We start from the raw sequence: 17516 nt of genomic DNA on the forward strand, positions 1-17516 counted from the left end.
CGGGGCGGTGGCCCCGGCGATACCTAACCCAGCGCTTTCGCCAGCATCGTGATCGGATGTTCGCAGCGCTTGCTGGTGGACATCTCTATCTGCCACTTGCAGGTTTCGCAGTCGGTCACCACGATATCGGCGCCGCTCTCTTCAATCTGGCGGAACAGCGGCGCACCAATCGCCTGTGAGGTTTCGTAGTTTTCACGCTTAAAGCCGTACGTCCCCGCAATGCCGCAGCAACGTGAATCCAGCACCGTCAGCTCCAGCCCTGGAATTAACCGCAACAGTTCCAGCGTGTAGAGCGACCAGCCCATTTTCTCCATATGACATGGCGTGTGATAGACCACTTTCAGGGGGAGATTTTTCAGTGGTAACGTCTGCCCGCTGTCCAGTTTGCGCCACAAGAAACGCGTTGCCAGCTCAATGTGTTCGCGCAGGCCGGTGTTGTCCACGTCCAGCAGGTGCGGATACTCATCGCGCAGCGTGAAGGTGCAGGTCGAGGAGGTGGCCAGCACCGGAATGCCTTTATCGACGATGGCCTCACGCAGCGACGAGACGTTGCTTCTGGCCTGTTTGCGCGCTTTATCGGTAAACCCGTTGGCGATCAGCGGCACACCGCAGCATTTCTCCTTGTTCAGTAACTGCACGCCTGTCCCCATGGCGTTCAGCACTTTCAGCAGATCTTTTCCCAGCTGCGGGTGGTTGTAGTTCACATAACAGCCGTGAAAGAACGCCACCTGATCGGCATACCGCGTCTGGTCTTCCGCCACCGATTTGTACCAGCGGCGGAAGGTGCCGTGGGAATATTTGGGCAGGCTGCGGTGATGGTCGATCTTAAGCGTGGCATCCAGCAGCTGGCGCACCGGTTTCAGCGAAGTCGCGGCGTTCACCAGCGGGGCAAACGGCGTGGAGACGCTGCCCATCAGATCGGTATGGCTGAGAATGGCATCGCGCAGGGACGGTTTTTGCGTGCTATAGCGTGCCCGGGCGCGCTGAATGATGTCACCGATTTTCACATCCGACGGGCAGGCGACTTCACACCGTTTGCAGTTGATGCAGTATTTCAGCGCGTCATCGTACAGCGCGCCGTCCTTCAGACGCAGGCGTTCGCCGTCCGGCCCGGCCTGTTTCGGTCCGGGGTAGCGCGGGTTAACGCCGCTGACCGGGCAGACGGTGGTGCAGACCGTGCATTTGATGCAGCTTTCAAAGCGGGTATCGTTCATTGTTCAGCCTCCGTGCGCTGGCAAATCTGCTCTGCCACATAGAGCGCCGTTATGGCGCAGACACCGCCGCCGCAGCCCTGGGCGATAGGATCGTATCCGCCCAACAGCGAGCCGATGGCGTAGAGATTCGTGACTGGCTTTCCGGAAAGTTGCGGATGCAGCTGTTTATCCACTATCACCCCGAACTGTTGCCAGGGCTGTGGGGCAAAGAAATCGCTCTGATACCAGTCCGCGCGAGAGGTACTCTGACGGACATCCAGCCCCATGATGGCTTCCCGTATGCCGTCCCGGCTGCTCAGCAGACCGTTGCTGAAGAAACTGCCGCTTGCCAGTACCGCATAACGCGTGCGAAGCGGAATGTCGTCGTGGTTGCGCGTCCAGATTTCGCTCACCGCGCCGTCAGTCAGGCTGATTTTTTTCACTTCATCACCCGCCATCCACACACCGCCCTGAGCCACAAACTGGCGCTGAAGCTGGGTATGCAGGCGAATGCCGGGCACGGAAGGGGGAAGCGTTGGCAGCAGGCCGAGCGAGCAGGGCAGGCGGTCGGACAGCCAGCGCCACAGCCGGTTGTCCTGCAAGCCAAAGCAGGCAGGCATAAACAGCGCGTCGCATCCCTCTGCAAGCGGTTTGAGCGCCTCATACAGCAGCGGCCATTTCTCTTCGTTATCCAGAAAACGGGCAATATTCACCGCGCGAAACTCGCTGGGGTTGTCGCGCAGAACATCAAGCTCAGGAAGGTCTATCTCTGCCGTTTCAGCGCTGATCCCCTGGCGACTGAGCGAGGCCGCCGCCAGATGGGGCTGAAAATCCAGAAAACCGCTAATGCCCACCACCCGCACGCGCGTGGCCCTGAACGGGGCAACGGGCACCTCCTCCGGGCTGAGCCAGGCCGAGCGCAGGGTGCCGAGCGGGGTGACGCGCAGGTGATTTTGCCTGGCGCTCCCCTGCATACGTGCGCCGCAATCCGCCAGCAGCGCTTCGGTTTCCAGGGCAAAGCGGTCAATGTGCTGCGCGCCCGTCAGGTGATAAGGATGCTCGGCCGGCAGTTTTTCGCGGTACGTTTCATCCACCAGATCCAGAGATCCCGACGAGAAGTGCAGGGCGCTCTGGCCCCGGGTGATAATGGCGCAGCGCAGTCCCTGCTTCGTGAGTTTGATGCCACAGAGCAGACCCGCCAGCCCGCCGCCGACGATCACCGTATCAAATTTCATCGCGTTGCTCCTTCTCAAGACCGCAAAGCCCCTGGTACACCCAGCGGGTAAATTCGCTTTCACGCAGGGCATCGCCCCAGGCGACAGGCTGAATGCCTTTCCAGCGCTCGTTCAGAAAATCGCTGAGCTGATCGAGCGACTGGGTGGCGGTGGTGGTATGAAAACGCTGCAGCAGCCCGGCGGCACGGCAGGCACACAGCTCCCCCTGACAGGTGCCCATCCCGACGCGGGTGCGGCGGCGGAGATCGAGCAGGCTATTCACCGTCAGATTCTCCACCGCGTATTGCACTTCCCCGGCGGTAACGGCCTCGCACTCGCATACCAGACTGCGGCTCAGCCGCCCTTCACCCAGCCAGACCGGTGTTCTGTCGCCATGGCGATAGACAGCCGAACCACGCAGGGGGGCAGGCAGGGAGATAATTTTTTGCAGCGTTTTTTCGGTGGACTGGCGCGAGCCGGGCAGGGGCTGTTCTGCGGTCACGCACGGTTCGCTATTGCCCAGTTTGCGGCAGACGGCATCCGTCGCCCATTCGGCCATCAGGCGGTAGGTCATCAATTTACCGCCGGTGATGGTGATGAAGCCGTCCAGCCCGTCGCGTGCGGCATGGTCAAGCAGCACAATGCCGCGGCTGACGTTGCGTCCGCTTGGGTCGTTATCGCTGGCGACAAGCGGGCGCACACCCGCGTAGGCGCGCAGGATGCGGGTCTGGGCCATTACCGGCGCCAGTTTTTCCCCTTCACGCAGCAGGATGTCGACCTCTTCTGCGGTGACCCGATTGTAGTCAATCTCGCTGTAGTCCACGTGGGTGGAGGTGGTGCCGATTAACGAAATAGTATCGCCGGGTACAAGGATGTCTGCGTCAGACGGTTTACGGCAGCGGTTGATGACATGGTTATTAATGCGGTGGTCGAGGATCAGCAGCGAGCCTTTGGCCGGGAACATGCGCACAGATAAATCGGCGTATTCCGCGATGCGTTGCCCCCAGATCCCCGCTGCGTTGACCACCACGGCGGCATACAGCTCGCTGTGTTCGTTGTACTGCGTATCCAGGACCCGCACGCCCACGATGCGATGACCCTCACGGATAAGTCCGGTAACCTGATGGCCGGTCAGGATCCGCGCGCTGTGCTCGCGGGCGTCCAGCATATTGGCCGCCGTCAGACGAAACGGATCCACGGTGCCGTCCGGGACTTTTACTGCCCCGGTCAATGCCGGATTAACCGAAGGTTCGATGCGACGCGCAAGGGCCGGGTCAATGGCTTGCGCCTGAATTCCCGCCGCCTGACAGGCGGTAATGAAGGTTGACTGAAAGGCGAGATCGTCTTCGGGAAGCGTAATAAACAGGCCGTCGGTCGGTTCAATGCAGTGGCGGGCGATACGTCGCAGGATCTGATTTTCGGCGATACATTCGCGTGCCGATTCTCCGTCGGTGACGGCGTAGCGGGCGCCGCTGTGCAGCAGGCCATGATTGCGTCCGGTAGCGCCGGTCGCAATATCATGGCGCTCCAGGAGCGTGACGCTCAGCCCTCTGAGCGCACAGTCGCGTGCGATGCCAGCGCCGGTCGCCCCCCCGCCAATGATAATCACATCGCTGTAGCGTGGATCGTGAATTGTCATTGTCATCCCTCTGTGTTCGTTTTTTATCATTTAGCCACATGAAAACTGTGGTTTGTTTGATTTCGAACACAAACGAGCGAAATTCGAAAGTGAAACGTGATTCAATGCGCTTTTTTGCGCATGTTGTCATATTTCTGTAACAATTTGTGCGTTGATTCACAGTAACAATCACCGTGATTTCTTAACATCCCCGCCTTACTGGAGTTTGGGGCAGTTAAACCCCTGTAAATTCAATACATGGCCACGGAGGCTGTCATGCTCAGTATCTTTAAACCTGCGCCGCACCGGGCGCGTCTGCCAGAGGCAGAAATAGATCCGCTTTACCGCCGCCTGCGCTGGCAAATCTTCCTGGGGATCTTCTTCGGGTATGCGGCGTATTACCTTGTGCGTAAAAACTTTGCCCTCGCCATGCCTTATCTGGTTGAGCAGGGCTTTTCACGTGGCGATCTCGGGTTCGCGCTGTCGGGGATCTCCATCGCCTACGGCTTTTCGAAATTTATCATGGGATCGGTGTCGGATCGCTCGAATCCGCGCGTGTTCCTGCCAGCCGGTCTGATCCTGGCGGCGGCGGTGATGCTGTTTATGGGTTTTGTGCCATGGGCAACGTCCAGCATCGCCATTATGTTTGTGCTGTTGTTCCTGTGTGGCTGGTTCCAGGGGATGGGATGGCCGCCATGCGGGCGTACCATGGTGCACTGGTGGTCGCAAAAGGAGCGTGGCGGTATCGTGTCGGTGTGGAACTGTGCGCATAACGTGGGTGGCGGCATTCCGCCTCTGCTGTTCCTGCTGGGGATGGCCTGGTTCAACGACTGGCACGCTGCGCTCTATATGCCTGCCTTTGGCGCCATTCTGGTGGCGATTATCGCCTTTGCGCTGATGCGCGATACACCGCAGTCCTGCGGCCTGCCGCCGATTGAGGAGTACAAAAACGACTATCCGGATGATTACAGCGAGAAGCACGAAGAAGAGCTGACGGCAAAGCAGATCTTCATGAAGTACGTGCTGCCGAACAAACTGCTGTGGTACATCGCGGTTGCGAACGTGTTTGTTTACCTGCTGCGCTACGGCATCCTCGACTGGTCACCGACCTACCTGAAAGAGGTGAAGCATTTCGCGCTGGATAAATCCTCCTGGGCCTACTTCCTGTACGAATACGCGGGGATCCCGGGGACGCTGATTTGCGGCTGGATGTCGGACAAAGTATTTAAGGGCAACCGTGGCGCAACGGGCGTCTTCTTTATGACGCTCGTGACCATTGCCACCGTCGTCTACTGGCTCAACCCGCCGGGTAACCCGGGCGTGGATATGACCTGTATGATCGTCATCGGCTTCCTGATTTATGGTCCTGTTATGTTGATCGGTCTGCATGCGCTGGAACTGGCACCGAAAAAAGCAGCCGGTACGGCGGCAGGCTTTACCGGTCTGTTCGGCTACCTGGGCGGTTCGGTCGCGGCGAGCGCTATTGTGGGCTATACCGTTGACTTCTTCGGCTGGGACGGCGGCTTTATGGTGATGATCGGCGGCAGCGTGCTGGCGGTACTGCTGCTGATTGTGGTGATGATCGGTGAAAAACGTCACCACGCGGACGTGCTGGCGCGTCGTCAATAAGGAGCATTGCCATGAAATTAACGCAATTAGCGACCGGTCTGCTGCTGGCGGGCCTGATGACCGGCTCCGCACTGGCGGCGGATAAAATCGTTATTGCCCATCGCGGCGCAAGCGGCTATCTGCCGGAGCATACGCTGCCGGCGAAAGCGATGGCCTACGCGCAGGGGGCCGATTATCTTGAGCAGGATCTGGTGATGACAAAGGACGACCAACTGGTCGTCCTGCATGACCACTATCTGGATCGCGTGACCGATGTGGCGGAGCGTTTCCCGGACCGCGCCCGTAAAGATGGCCGTTTTTACGCCATCGATTTTACTCTGGATGAAATCCGCTCTCTGAAGTTTACCGAAGGCTTCGAGATTGAAAACGGCAAGAAGGTGCAGGTTTATCCGGGACGTTTCCCGATGGGCAAGTCCGACTTCCGCATTCATACCTTCCAGGAAGAGATTGAGTTTGTTCAGGGGCTGAACCACTCCACCGGTAAAAACATCGGTATCTACCCGGAGATCAAAGCGCCCTGGTTCCACCATCAGGAAGGGAAAGACATTGCCGCGAAGACGCTGGAGGTGCTGAAGCAGTACGGCTACACCAGCAAGAAGGACAAAGTTTACCTGCAGTGTTTTGACGCCGCCGAGCTAAAGCGCATCAAAACCGAGCTGGAGCCGAAGATGGGGATGGATCTCAATCTGGTACAGCTGATTGCCTATACTGACTGGAATGAAACCCAGGAGAAGCAGCCGGACGGGAAGTGGGTTAACTACAGCTACGACTGGATGTTTAAGCCGGGCGCGATGAAGCAGATTGCGCAGTACGCCGATGGCATTGGGCCGGATTACCACATGCTGGTGGCGGAAGGCTCCACGCCGGGCCACGTGAAGCTGACGGCGATGGTGAAAGAGGCGCATGCCAGCAAGATGCAGGTGCATCCGTATACGGTGCGTGCTGACCAGTTGCCGCCGTACGCTACGGACGTGAATCAGCTTTACGAGGTGTTGTATAACCAGGCGGGCGTGGACGGTTTGTTTACGGATTTTCCGGATAAAGCAGTCGAATTCATTCACCGGAAGTCGGTTTTGTAGGTCGGGTAAGGCGAAGCCGCCACCCGACAATCAGGCTCTGCGGCCTGATGCCCTCACCCTAACCCTCTCCTACCGGGAGAGGGAACCAGGGCAATCACATCTCGATTTCTATATCACCTTTTGCCCGGCAGCAGCAGGGCAAAATTTCCCCTTCGTTGATAAAGGCCAGCGGTTCGGTCAGCCAGTCCACCTGGCCGGTGACCAGACGACAGCGGCAGGAGCCGCAATAGCCTTCACGACACTGGTACTCTACCGTCACCTGATTCGCCTCAAGGGCCGCCAGCAGGGAAGGGTGCTCTTCCTGGCACAGCACTTCTGTACCCGAAAGACTCAGCGTTACGCGTGTCATCAGAGCTGGAAGTCGCTCAGGTCGTCGGTGTTGACTTCGGAATCAATCTGACCGACCAGGTAAGAACTCACTTCCACTTCCTGTGGCGCCACCTGCACGTTATCGGACACCAGCCAGGTGTTGATCCACGGGATCGGGTTGGAACGCGTCTGGAATGGCAGATCGAGACCGACAGCCTGCATACGGATGTTGGTGATGTACTCAACGTACTGGCACAGGATGTCTTTATTCAGGCCAATCATGGAGCCGTCGCGGAACAGGTAGTCTGCCCACTCTTTCTCCTGCTGTGCGGCCAGCACGAACAGGTCGTAGCACTCCTGTTTGCACTCTTCAGCGATTTCCGCCATCTCCGGGTCGTCTGCACCGCTGCGCAGCAGGTTCAGCATGTGCTGGGTGCCGGTCAGGTGCAGGGCTTCGTCACGGGCGATCAGACGGATGATTTTGGCGTTCCCTTCCATCAGCTTGCGCTCGGCAAAGGCGAAGGAACAGGCAAAGCTCACGTAGAAGCGGATGGCTTCCAGCGCGTTAACGCTCATCAGGCACAGGTACAGCTGCTTTTTCAGCGCGCGCAGGTTCACGGTGACGGTTTTACCGTTCACGTTGTGGGTGCCTTCGCCCAGCAGATGCCAGTAGCTGGTCATCTCGATCAGCTCGTCGTAGTAGTGGGCGATCCCTTCCGCGCGTTTCTGAATCTGCTCGTTGGTGACGATATCGTCAAACACCACCGCCGGATCGTTAACGATGTTGCGGATAATATGGGTGTAAGAGCGGGAGTGGATCGTCTCAGAGAACGCCCAGGTTTCAACCCAGGTTTCCAGTTCCGGAATGGAGATCAGCGGCAGCAGGGCGACGTTCGGGCTACGGCCCTGAATGGAGTCCAGCAGCGTCTGGTACTTCAGGTTGCTGATGAAAATGTGTTTTTCGTGCTCCGGCAACGCCTGGAAATCGATACGGTCGCGGGAAACGTCAACTTCTTCCGGACGCCAGAAGAAGGAGAGTTGCTTTTCAATCAGCTTTTCGAAGATGTCATATTTTTGCTGATCGTAGCGTGCCACGTTGACCGGCTGGCCGAAGAACATCGGCTCTTTGAGCTGGTCGTTTTTCGTCTGTGAAAAGGTGGTATATGCCATGAATGTGTCCTGTGGTGTTATTTCCCCCTCACTCCGGCCCTCTCCCACAGGGAGAGGGGGAAAGAGTTCCCTCTCCCGGTGGGAGAGGGTTAGGGTGAGGGGATTTATTAGATCTTACATGCGCCGCTTTCGCAGCCATCATCCTGAATTGATGGTGCCAGATCGTCCTGCGCGTCTTCTGCACCATCACGGGTGTTGTGATAATACAGGGTTTTCACGCCAAATTTGTAGGCGGTGAGCAGGTCTTTCAGCAGTTGCTGCATCGGCACTTTACCTGACGGGAAACGCGTCGGGTCGTAGTTGGTATTGGCAGAGATCGACTGATCGATGAATTTCTGCATGATACCCACCAGCTGCAGGTAGCCGTCATTGTTTGGCATTTCCCACAGCAGCTCGTAATTGTCTTTCAGCAACTCGTAATCCGGCACGACCTGGCGCAGGATACCGTCTTTCGACGCTTTAATGCTGACATGGCCGCGCGGCGGCTCGATGCCGTTGGTGGCGTTAGAGATCTGCGAAGAGGTCTCAGACGGCATCAGGGCAGAGAGTGTGGAGTTGCGCAGGCCGTGAGTCTTAATGGATTCACGCAGTGCTTCCCAGTCCAGCTTCAGCGGCGCGTTTGCAATCGCATCCAGGTCTTTCTTGTAGGTGTCGATTGGCAGAATGCCTTTCGCATAGGTGGTTTCGTTGAACCACGGGCATGCGCCTTGCTCTTTCGCCAGCTCGTTAGAGGCTTTCAGCAGGTAATACTGGATCGCTTCGAACGTTTCGTGGGTCAGGTTGTTCGCGCTGCCGTCGGAGTAACGCTTACCGTGTTTCGCCAGCCAGTAGGCGAAGTTGATGACGCCGATACCCAGCGTACGACGGCCCATTGCGCCGCGTTTCGCCGCCGGAATTGGATAGTCCTGGTAGTCCAGCAGGGCGTCGAGCGCACGTACGGCCAGTACCGCCAGCTCTTCCAGTTCATCCAGGCTCTTAATCGCGCCCAGGTTGAACGCAGACAGCGTACACAGCGCGATTTCGCCGTTTTCGTCGTTCACGTCTTCCAGCGGTTTGGTCGGCAGGGCGATCTCCAGGCACAGGTTAGACTGGCGCACTGGTGCAACGACCGGATCAAACGGGCTGTGGGTGTTGCAGTGGTCAACGTTCTGGATGTAGATACGGCCGGTAGAGGCACGTTCCTGCATCATCAGGGAGAACAGATCGACCGCCTTCACGCGCTGTTTACGGATGCTGTCGTCTTTTTCGTATTTGGTGTACAGACGTTCAAACTCGTCCTGATCGGCGAAGAACGCGTCATACAGGCCCGGGACATCGGACGGGCTGAACAGGGTAATGTCTTCACCTTTCAGCAGACGGGTGTACATCAGTTTGTTGATCTGGACGCCGTAGTCCATGTGACGCACGCGGTTACCTTCAACACCACGGTTGTTTTTCAGTACCAGCAGGCTTTCGACTTCCAGGTGCCACATTGGGTAGAACAGGGTTGCCGCACCACCGCGCACGCCGCCCTGAGAGCAGGATTTTACGGCGGTCTGGAAGTGTTTGTAGAACGGGATACAACCGGTATGGAACGCTTCACCGCCGCGAATTGGGCTGCCCAGGGCACGAATGCGGCCGGCGTTGATGCCGATACCGGCACGCTGGGAGACGTATTTGACAATCGCGCTGGAGGTGGCGTTGATGGAGTCAAGGCTGTCACCGCACTCGATCAGCACGCAGGAGCTGAACTGACGGGTTGGGGTACGCACGCCAGACATGATAGGCGTCGGCAGAGAAATCTTGAACGTTGAGACCGCATCATAGAAACGCTTCACGTATTCCAGACGGGTGTCACGCGGGTAGTTAGAGAACAGGCAGGCGGCCACCAGAATATAGAGGAACTGGGCGCTCTCGTAGATTTCACCCGTGACACGGTTCTGAACCAGGTATTTGCCTTCGAGCTGTTTCACCGCTGCGTAGGAGAAGTTCATATCACGCCAGTGATCGATAAACCCGTTCATCTGCTCGAACTCTTCTTCCGTATAGTCTTCCAGCAGATGCGTATCGTATTTGCCCAGCTCAACCATTTTCACCACGTGATCGTAAAGCGCAGGCGGCTCGAACTGGCCGTAGGCTTTTTTACGCAGGTGGAAAATCGCCAGACGTGCAGCGAGGTACTGATAATCCGGCGCTTCGCGGGAGATCAGATCCGCCGCCGCTTTGATGATGGTTTCGTGGATATCAGACGTTTTGATGCCGTCGTAGAACTGAATATGGGAACGCAGTTCAACCTGGGAGATAGATACGTTGTTCAGGCCTTCTGCTGCCCAGTCGAGAACTCGATGGATTTTGTCCAGATTGATACGCTCGGTAGTACCGTCGCGCTTTGTCACCAGCAGACTCTGATTCATGTGGGTTTTACCTGTCCGTGAAATAAAAAAATATCCCCCGTTTATCCACAGATCCGCCTTGTGACTAACTCTGTGGATAAATACTACATATAGGGGGTTTGCGATAAGAAAAACGCTATATGGTGAGTATTCTAGTAAGGATTCTTTTCAGTACAAGGGTTGATTTTGACGTTAAATTGAGGTTGTGAAAGGGTAAAAAAGGCTAAGTCCTCATGCTGTAAGGCCTGGAAGAGATGTCAATAATTAAGAAAAAAAATTCAAAATTTGATCGAGTGCTGATTTCTTCAACGGGAGGTCAGAATTGCGCAACATGATGTCGCGCAATCTTTATAAGAATAATGGATGACGTTAGTCGTTTTTGGCGGTCGTGTGCAACATATAGTTAACATCTACGCCCGGTGCGAGTTTGAATTTATCCGTGAATGGATTGTAGTGCAGACCGGTAATGTGCTGCTCCTTGAGCCACGTCTGGTCAACCCAGCTCAGTAACTCAGCAGGCTTGATGAATTTCTTCACGTCGTGCGTGCCTTTCGGCACCATGCGCAGCACATACTCAGCGCCGACGACGGCCATCAGCCAGGCTTTGCCGTTACGGTTGATGGTGGAGAAGAAGACCTGGCCGCCCGGTTTCACCAGTTTTGCGCAGGCATTGACGACGGACTGCGGGTCGGGCACATGCTCCAGCATCTCCATGCAGGTCACCACGTCGTACTGGTGCGCATGTTTTGCCGCGTGTTCCTCGACCGTTTCCTGCACGTACTCTACCTGAATCCCGGACTCCAGCGCATGCAGACGGGCAACCTGCAACGGTTCAAAACCCATATCCAGGCCGGTAACGGTGGCCCCTTCGCGCGCCATGCTCTCTGCCAGGATGCCGCCGCCGCAGCCGACGTCGAGCACTTTTTTACCGAACAGACCGCCGGAACGCTCCGCGATATAGCCCAGACGCAGCGGGTTGATGCGATGCAGCGGTTTGAACTCACCTTCGAGATCCCACCAGCGGGACGCCACCGCTTCAAATTTGGCAATCTCTTCGTGGTCAACGTTGTGAGCCACCGGGGATTTTTCGGCATTCATGGGCGCTTTTACTCCTTATTTAGCAAGACGAATGAGTATATCAGGCAATCCCTGTGAATAAAGCGTATAGGTTTACCTGTATCACCGCGGCTGTGTTATAATTTGCGACCTTTGAATCCGGGATACAGTAGAGGGATAGCGGTTAGATGAGCGACCTTGCGAGAGAAATTACACCGGTTAACATCGAGGAAGAGCTGAAGAGCTCCTATCTGGACTATGCGATGTCGGTCATTGTTGGCCGTGCGCTGCCGGACGTCCGCGATGGCCTGAAGCCGGTACACCGTCGCGTACTATACGCCATGAACGTATTGGGCAATGACTGGAATAAAGCCTACAAAAAATCTGCCCGTGTCGTTGGTGACGTAATCGGTAAATACCATCCCCATGGTGATTCCGCGGTGTACGACACCATCGTTCGTATGGCGCAGCCATTCTCGCTGCGTTACATGCTGGTAGATGGTCAGGGTAACTTTGGTTCTATCGACGGCGACTCCGCCGCGGCAATGCGTTATACGGAAATCCGTCTGGCGAAGATTGCCCATGAGCTGATGGCCGACCTGGAAAAAGAGACGGTTGATTTCGTTGATAACTACGACGGCACGGAAAAAATTCCTGACGTCATGCCAACGAAAATCCCTAACCTGCTGGTGAACGGTTCGTCCGGTATCGCCGTAGGGATGGCGACCAACATTCCGCCGCACAACATCACCGAGGTGATCAACGGCTGCCTGGCCTATATCGACGATGAAGACATCAGCATTGAAGGGCTGATGGAACACATCCCGGGCCCGGACTTCCCGACGGCAGCGATCATCAACGGTCGTCGTGGTATCGAAGAAGCGTACCGCACCGGTCGCGGCAAGATTTACATCCGTGCCCGCGCCGAAGTGGAAGCAGATGCCAAAACCGGCCGTGAAACCATCATTGTTCACGAGATCCCGTATCAGGTGAACAAAGCGCGTCTGATTGAAAAAATCGCCGAGCTGGTAAAAGAAAAACGTGTTGAAGGCATCAGCGCGCTGCGTGACGAGTCTGATAAAGACGGTATGCGCATCGTGATTGAAATCAAACGCGACGCGGTGGGCGAGGTTGTGCTGAACAACCTGTACTCCCAGACTCAGCTTCAGGTCTCCTTCGGTATCAACATGGTTGCACTGCACCATGGTCAGCCGAAGATCATGAACCTGAAAGAGATCCTGAGCGCGTTTGTCCGTCACCGCCGCGAAGTGGTGACCCGTCGTACCATTTTCGAACTGCGCAAAGCGCGTGACCGTGCCCACATTCTTGAAGCACTGGCCGTGGCGCTGGCCAACATCGACCCGATCATCGAGCTGATCCGTCGCGCGCCAACCCCGGCGGAAGCGAAAACCGCGCTGATTTCCCGTCCGTGGGATCTGGGCAACGTTGCGGCAATGCTGGAGCGTGCGGGCGATGACGCCGCACGTCCTGAGTGGCTGGAACCTGAATTCGGTGTGCGTGATGGTCAGTATTATCTGACGGAACAGCAGGCTCAGGCGATTCTGGATCTGCGTCTGCAGAAACTGACCGGCCTTGAGCATGAAAAACTGCTCGACGAATATAAAGAGCTGCTGGAGCAGATCGCGGAGTTGCTGCACATTCTGGGCAGCGCAGAGCGCCTGATGGAAGTGATCCGCGAAGAGCTGGAGCTGATCCGCGATCAGTTCGGCGATGAGCGTCGCACTGAAATCACCGCTAACACTGCGGATATCAACATCGAAGACCTGATCAACCAGGAAGACGTTGTTGTGACCCTGTCTCACCAGGGCTACGTGAAGTATCAGCCGTTAACCGACTACGAAGCACAGCGTCGCGGTGGTAAAGGCAAATCTGCGGCACGTATTAAAGAAGAAGACTTTATTGACCGTCTGCTGGTGGCGAACACCCATGACACCATCCTCTGCTTCTCCAGCCGGGGTCGTCTGTACTGGATGAAGGTCTACCAGTTGCCGGAAGCGAGCCGTGGTGCGCGTGGTCGTCCAATCGTTAACCTGCTGCCGCTGGAAGCGAACGAACGTATCACCGCCATTCTGCCGGTACGCGAGTACGAAGAGGGCGTGAACGTCTTTATGGCGACCGCCAGCGGTACCGTGAAGAAAACCGCGCTGACCGAGTTCAGCCGTCCACGTTCTGCCGGTATCATTGCGGTGAACCTGAACGAAGGCGATGAGCTGATTGGCGTCGATCTGACTTCAGGCAAAGATGAAGTCATGCTCTTCTCCGCAGCCGGTAAAGTGGTGCGCTTCAAAGAAGACGCCGTCCGCGCAATGGGTCGTACCGCAACGGGCGTTCGCGGTATCAAACTGGCGGGCGAAGACAGCGTCGTTTCTCTGATCATTCCGCGCGGGGAAGGGGCTATCCTGACCGTGACGCAAAATGGTTACGGTAAACGTACGGCGGAAGGGGAATACCCGACCAAGTCGCGTGGCACGCAGGGCGTTATCTCTATCAAGGTGACCGAACGCAACGGTTCCGTTGTGGGCGCGGTGCAGGTAGACGATGCCGACCAGATTATGATGATCACCGATGCCGGTACGCTGGTGCGTACCCGCGTGTCGGAGATCAGCGTGGTGGGTCGTAATACCCAGGGCGTTATCCTCATCCGTACGGCGGAAGACGAAAACGTGGTGGGCCTGCAGCGTGTTGCTGAGCCGGTGGATGACGAAGAGCTCGATTCCATCGACGGTAGCGTCGCGGAAGGTGATGATGACATCGCACCGGAAGTGGACACCGACGATGATGCAGCGGATGACGCTGACGAGTAATGTCTCCTGACGCATAAAGGGCCGGATTCCGGCCCTTTTCTTTTGCAGATGCAGATAAGTCAACGTTGCGACAAGCCGCGTTTACCGCTACCTTAACCACATTCTTTTTGACCCCGACGGCGGAGCCTCGCCCCTTTGAAATACCTCGTCTCCTTTCGAACCACGCTGAAAGTCTCTCGCTATCTGTTTCGGGCGCTGGCGCTCTTGCTTTGGTTACTGGTGGCCCTGTTCTCGGTGTTTTACATCGTTAACGCGCTGCACCAGAAAGAAGCGGAGATCCGCCAGGAATTTAACTTAAGCTCCGATCAGGCCCAGCGTTATATTCAGCGAACATCCGACGTGATGAAGGAGCTGAAGTACATTGCCGAAAATCGTCTGACGGCGGAAAACGGTATTCTTGCTATCCGCGGGCGTAATGACAAAACCGAAGTGCCCGATTTCGAGCCGTTGTTCCCGGATTCCGACTGTTCCGCCATGAGCAATACCTGGCGCGGATCGCTGGAGTCGCTCTCCTGGTTTATGCGCTACTGGCGCGACAACTTCTCCGCCGCCTATGACCTGAACCGCGTGTTCCTGATTGGCAGCGAAAACCTCTGTATGGCCGACTTTGGTCTGCGCGACGTGCCCGTCGAACGTGATGATGCGCTGAAAAGTCTGCATGAGCGGATTGTGAAATACCGCAATGCGCCACAGGATGAGCGCGGGAATAACATCTTCTGGATAAGCCAGGGGCCGCGCATGGGCGTGGGCTATTTCTACGCGTTGACGCCGGTGTATCTGGGCAATCGTCTGCAGGCGCTGCTGGGCATTGAACAGACCATCCGCATGGAAAACTTCTTCACGCCGGGCAGCCTGCCGATGGGAGTGACCATTCTGGATGAAAATGGCCATCCCCTGATTTCACTCACCGGGCCGGATAATCGCCTGAATATCGATCCGCACTGGATGCAGGAACGTTCGTGGTTTGGCTATACCTCAGGTTTCCGCGAGCTGGTGCTGAAGAAAAGCTTACCGCCATCGTCGTTGAGCATTGTCTATTCACTGCCGGTGGATATGGTGCTTGAGCGGATCCGTATTCTTATCATGAACGCCATCCTGCTGAACGTGCTGGTAGGCGGGGCGCTGTTTACCCTGGCGCGGATGTATGAGCGGAAGATTTTCATTCCTGCTGAAAATGATGCCCAGCGTCTGGAGGAGCACGAGCAGTTTAACCGTAAGATTGTCGCCTCCGCGCCGGTTGGGATCTGTATCCTGCGCACCCAGGACGGCACCAATATCCTCAGTAACGAACTGGCGCATAACTACCTGAACATGCTGACGCATGAGGACAGGCAAAGGCTGACGCAAATTATCTGTGGTCAGCAGGTGAATTTTGTCGACGTGCTGACCAGTACCCATACCAACCTGCAGATAAGCTTCGTGCATTCGCGCTACCGCAATGAGAACGTGGCAATTTGCGTGCTGGTGGATGTCTCGGCGCGCGTGAAGATGGAAGAGTCGTTGCAGGAGATGGCCCAGGCGGCGGAGCAGGCGAGCCAGTCGAAATCCATGTTCCTTGCCACCGTCAGTCACGAGTTACGTACGCCGCTGTACGGGATTATCGGCAACCTCGATCTGCTGCAGACCAAAGAGCTGCCGAAAGGGGTTGACCGCCTGGTGACGGCGATGAACAACTCCTCAAGCCTGCTGCTGAAAATCATCAGCGACATTCTTGATTTCTCTAAAATTGAGTCCGAGCAGCTAAAAATTGAACCGCGTGAGTTCTCGCCACGTGAGGTGATGAACCACATCAGCGCCAACTATCTGCCGTTGGTGGTGCGTAAACAGCTGGGCCTCTATTGCTTTATTGAACCGGATGTACCGCTGACGCTGCATGGCGATCCTATGCGTCTGCAGCAGGTTATTTCGAACCTGCTCAGTAACGCCATCAAATTTACCGACATCGGCTGCATTGTGTTGCATGTGTGCCGGGCAGGGGACTACCTGAGCATTCGCGTGCGGGATACTGGCGTTGGGATCCCGGCGAAGGAAGTGGTTCGTCTGTTTGACCCGTTCTTCCAGGTGGGTACCGGCGTGCAGCGTAACTTCCAGGGGACCGGGCTGGGGCTGGCGATTTGTGAGAAGCTCGTCAGCATGATGGACGGCGATATCTCGGTGGATACCGAACCCGGTATGGGCAGCCAGTTCACCATCCGTATTCCGCTCTATTCCGCGCAGTATCCGACGAAAACGACGGTTGATGGCCTGAGCGATAAGCGCTGCTGGCTGGCGGTGCACAACGCCTCGCTGAATGATTATCTGACGGCACTGCTGAACCACAGCGGCGTGCGGGTTTCCCGTTATGAAGGCCAGACGCCGGACGTGGATGATGTACTGATCACCGATGACACGCTGGCACAACCGTGGCAGGGAAGGGGCGTGGTGATGTTCTGTCGTCGTCACATCGGCATCCCGGTTGAGCGTGCGCCGGGCGAGTGGGTTCACAGTGTGGCGACGCCGCATGAACTGTTGGGGCTACTGGCCCGCATCTACAGCGTGCAGCTTGAAGAGAACGATGGCGCGGCTAGCCTGCCGTCACCGGAATCGCTGGCGTCGGTGAACGACGATATGATGATTCTGGTCGTGGACGACCATCCGATTAACCGTCGTCTGCTGGCTGACCAGCTGGGCTCGTTGGGCTATCAGTGTAAAACCGCCAATGACGGCGTGGATGCGCTGAATGTGCTGAGTAAAAACCATATTGATATCGTTCTCAGCGACGTGAATATGCCCAATATGGACGGCTATCGCCTGACGCAGCGTATTCGTCAGCTTGGTCTGACGTTGCCGGTGGTGGGGGTTACGGCGAATGCGCTGGCGGAAGAGAAACAGCGCTGTCTGGAGTCAGGCATGGACAGCTGTCTGTCGAAACCGGTCACGCTGGACGTTCTGAAGCAGACGTTGTCCGTGTATGCGGAACGCGTCAGAAAAACGCGGACATAAAAAAGGCCCGTAAGGGCCTTTTACTTTTCACCTTCTCCCCGTGGGAGAGGGCATCAGGACGCACTCCCG

The 17516-nt window shown here is 56.6% G+C and carries 11 protein-coding genes; 4 read left to right on the forward strand and 7 right to left on the reverse strand.

Annotated features, from left to right (window positions below):
• Positions 1-23: 23 nt before the first annotated feature.
• Genes glpC through glpA form a run of 3 tightly spaced genes read right to left on the reverse strand, consistent with a single transcriptional unit; the run spans position 24 to position 4046 of the window.
• Complete coding sequence (gene glpC, locus ACTJJI_RS08045) at positions 24-1214, reverse strand: anaerobic glycerol-3-phosphate dehydrogenase subunit GlpC (protein ID WP_440653591.1); 1191 nt, start codon at positions 1212-1214, stop codon at positions 24-26.
• Complete coding sequence (gene glpB / locus ACTJJI_RS08050) at positions 1211-2428, reverse strand: glycerol-3-phosphate dehydrogenase subunit GlpB (protein ID WP_333088154.1); 1218 nt, start codon at positions 2426-2428, stop codon at positions 1211-1213. Before glpB ends, glpC begins: the two co-directional genes overlap by 4 nt.
• The gene (gene glpA, locus ACTJJI_RS08055) at positions 2418-4046 is read right to left on the reverse strand and encodes an anaerobic glycerol-3-phosphate dehydrogenase subunit A (protein WP_013098019.1); all 1629 of its coding nucleotides are present in this window, start codon (positions 4044-4046) and stop codon (positions 2418-2420) included. Before glpA ends, glpB begins: the two co-directional genes overlap by 11 nt.
• Positions 4047-4301: 255 nt before the next feature.
• Here glpA and glpT point away from each other — a divergent pair, with 255 nt between their 5' ends.
• Both glpT and glpQ read left to right on the forward strand, forming a co-directional pair.
• Positions 4302-5654, forward strand: a complete 1353-nt coding sequence (gene glpT / locus ACTJJI_RS08060; protein WP_013098018.1) for a glycerol-3-phosphate transporter — start codon at positions 4302-4304, stop codon at positions 5652-5654.
• A gap of 11 nt (positions 5655-5665) precedes the next feature.
• Positions 5666-6733 (forward strand): glycerophosphodiester phosphodiesterase, encoded by a 1068-nt coding sequence (glpQ, locus tag ACTJJI_RS08065; protein ID WP_047361089.1) that lies wholly within the window; start codon positions 5666-5668, stop codon positions 6731-6733.
• A gap of 94 nt (positions 6734-6827) precedes the next feature.
• On the opposite strand, the gene yfaE is transcribed toward glpQ, so the two are convergent.
• From yfaE to ubiG, 4 genes are all read right to left on the reverse strand, one after another.
• Positions 6828-7082, reverse strand: coding sequence for a class I ribonucleotide reductase maintenance protein YfaE (gene yfaE / locus ACTJJI_RS08070; RefSeq protein ID WP_014832737.1), 255 nt, complete (start codon positions 7080-7082; stop codon positions 6828-6830).
• Positions 7082-8212: a class Ia ribonucleoside-diphosphate reductase subunit beta gene (gene nrdB, locus ACTJJI_RS08075; protein WP_014832736.1), complete on the reverse strand. Its 1131-nt coding sequence runs from the start codon at positions 8210-8212 to the stop codon at positions 7082-7084. Before nrdB ends, yfaE begins: the two co-directional genes overlap by 1 nt.
• A gap of 107 nt (positions 8213-8319) precedes the next feature.
• On the reverse strand, positions 8320-10605 hold the full coding sequence (gene nrdA, locus ACTJJI_RS08080) for a class 1a ribonucleoside-diphosphate reductase subunit alpha (protein WP_014832735.1): 2286 nt from the start codon (positions 10603-10605) through the stop codon (positions 8320-8322).
• A gap of 348 nt (positions 10606-10953) precedes the next feature.
• Positions 10954-11682, reverse strand: a complete 729-nt coding sequence (gene ubiG / locus ACTJJI_RS08085) for a bifunctional 2-polyprenyl-6-hydroxyphenol methylase/3-demethylubiquinol 3-O-methyltransferase UbiG (protein WP_014832734.1) — start codon at positions 11680-11682, stop codon at positions 10954-10956.
• A 146-nt stretch (positions 11683-11828) separates the two neighbouring features.
• On the opposite strand from ubiG, the gene gyrA reads away from it, so the two are divergent.
• Positions 11829-14465, forward strand: coding sequence for a DNA topoisomerase (ATP-hydrolyzing) subunit A (gene gyrA / locus ACTJJI_RS08090; protein WP_047361088.1), 2637 nt, complete (start codon positions 11829-11831; stop codon positions 14463-14465).
• A gap of 135 nt (positions 14466-14600) precedes the next feature.
• Complete coding sequence (rcsC, locus tag ACTJJI_RS08095) at positions 14601-17447, forward strand: two-component system sensor histidine kinase RcsC (protein ID WP_014832732.1); 2847 nt, start codon at positions 14601-14603, stop codon at positions 17445-17447.
• The last annotated feature ends 69 nt before the right edge of the window (positions 17448-17516 follow it).

This window comes from Enterobacter sp. 22466 (assembly GCF_052044775.1).
GTDB lineage: Bacteria > Pseudomonadota > Gammaproteobacteria > Enterobacterales > Enterobacteriaceae > Enterobacter > Enterobacter dissolvens.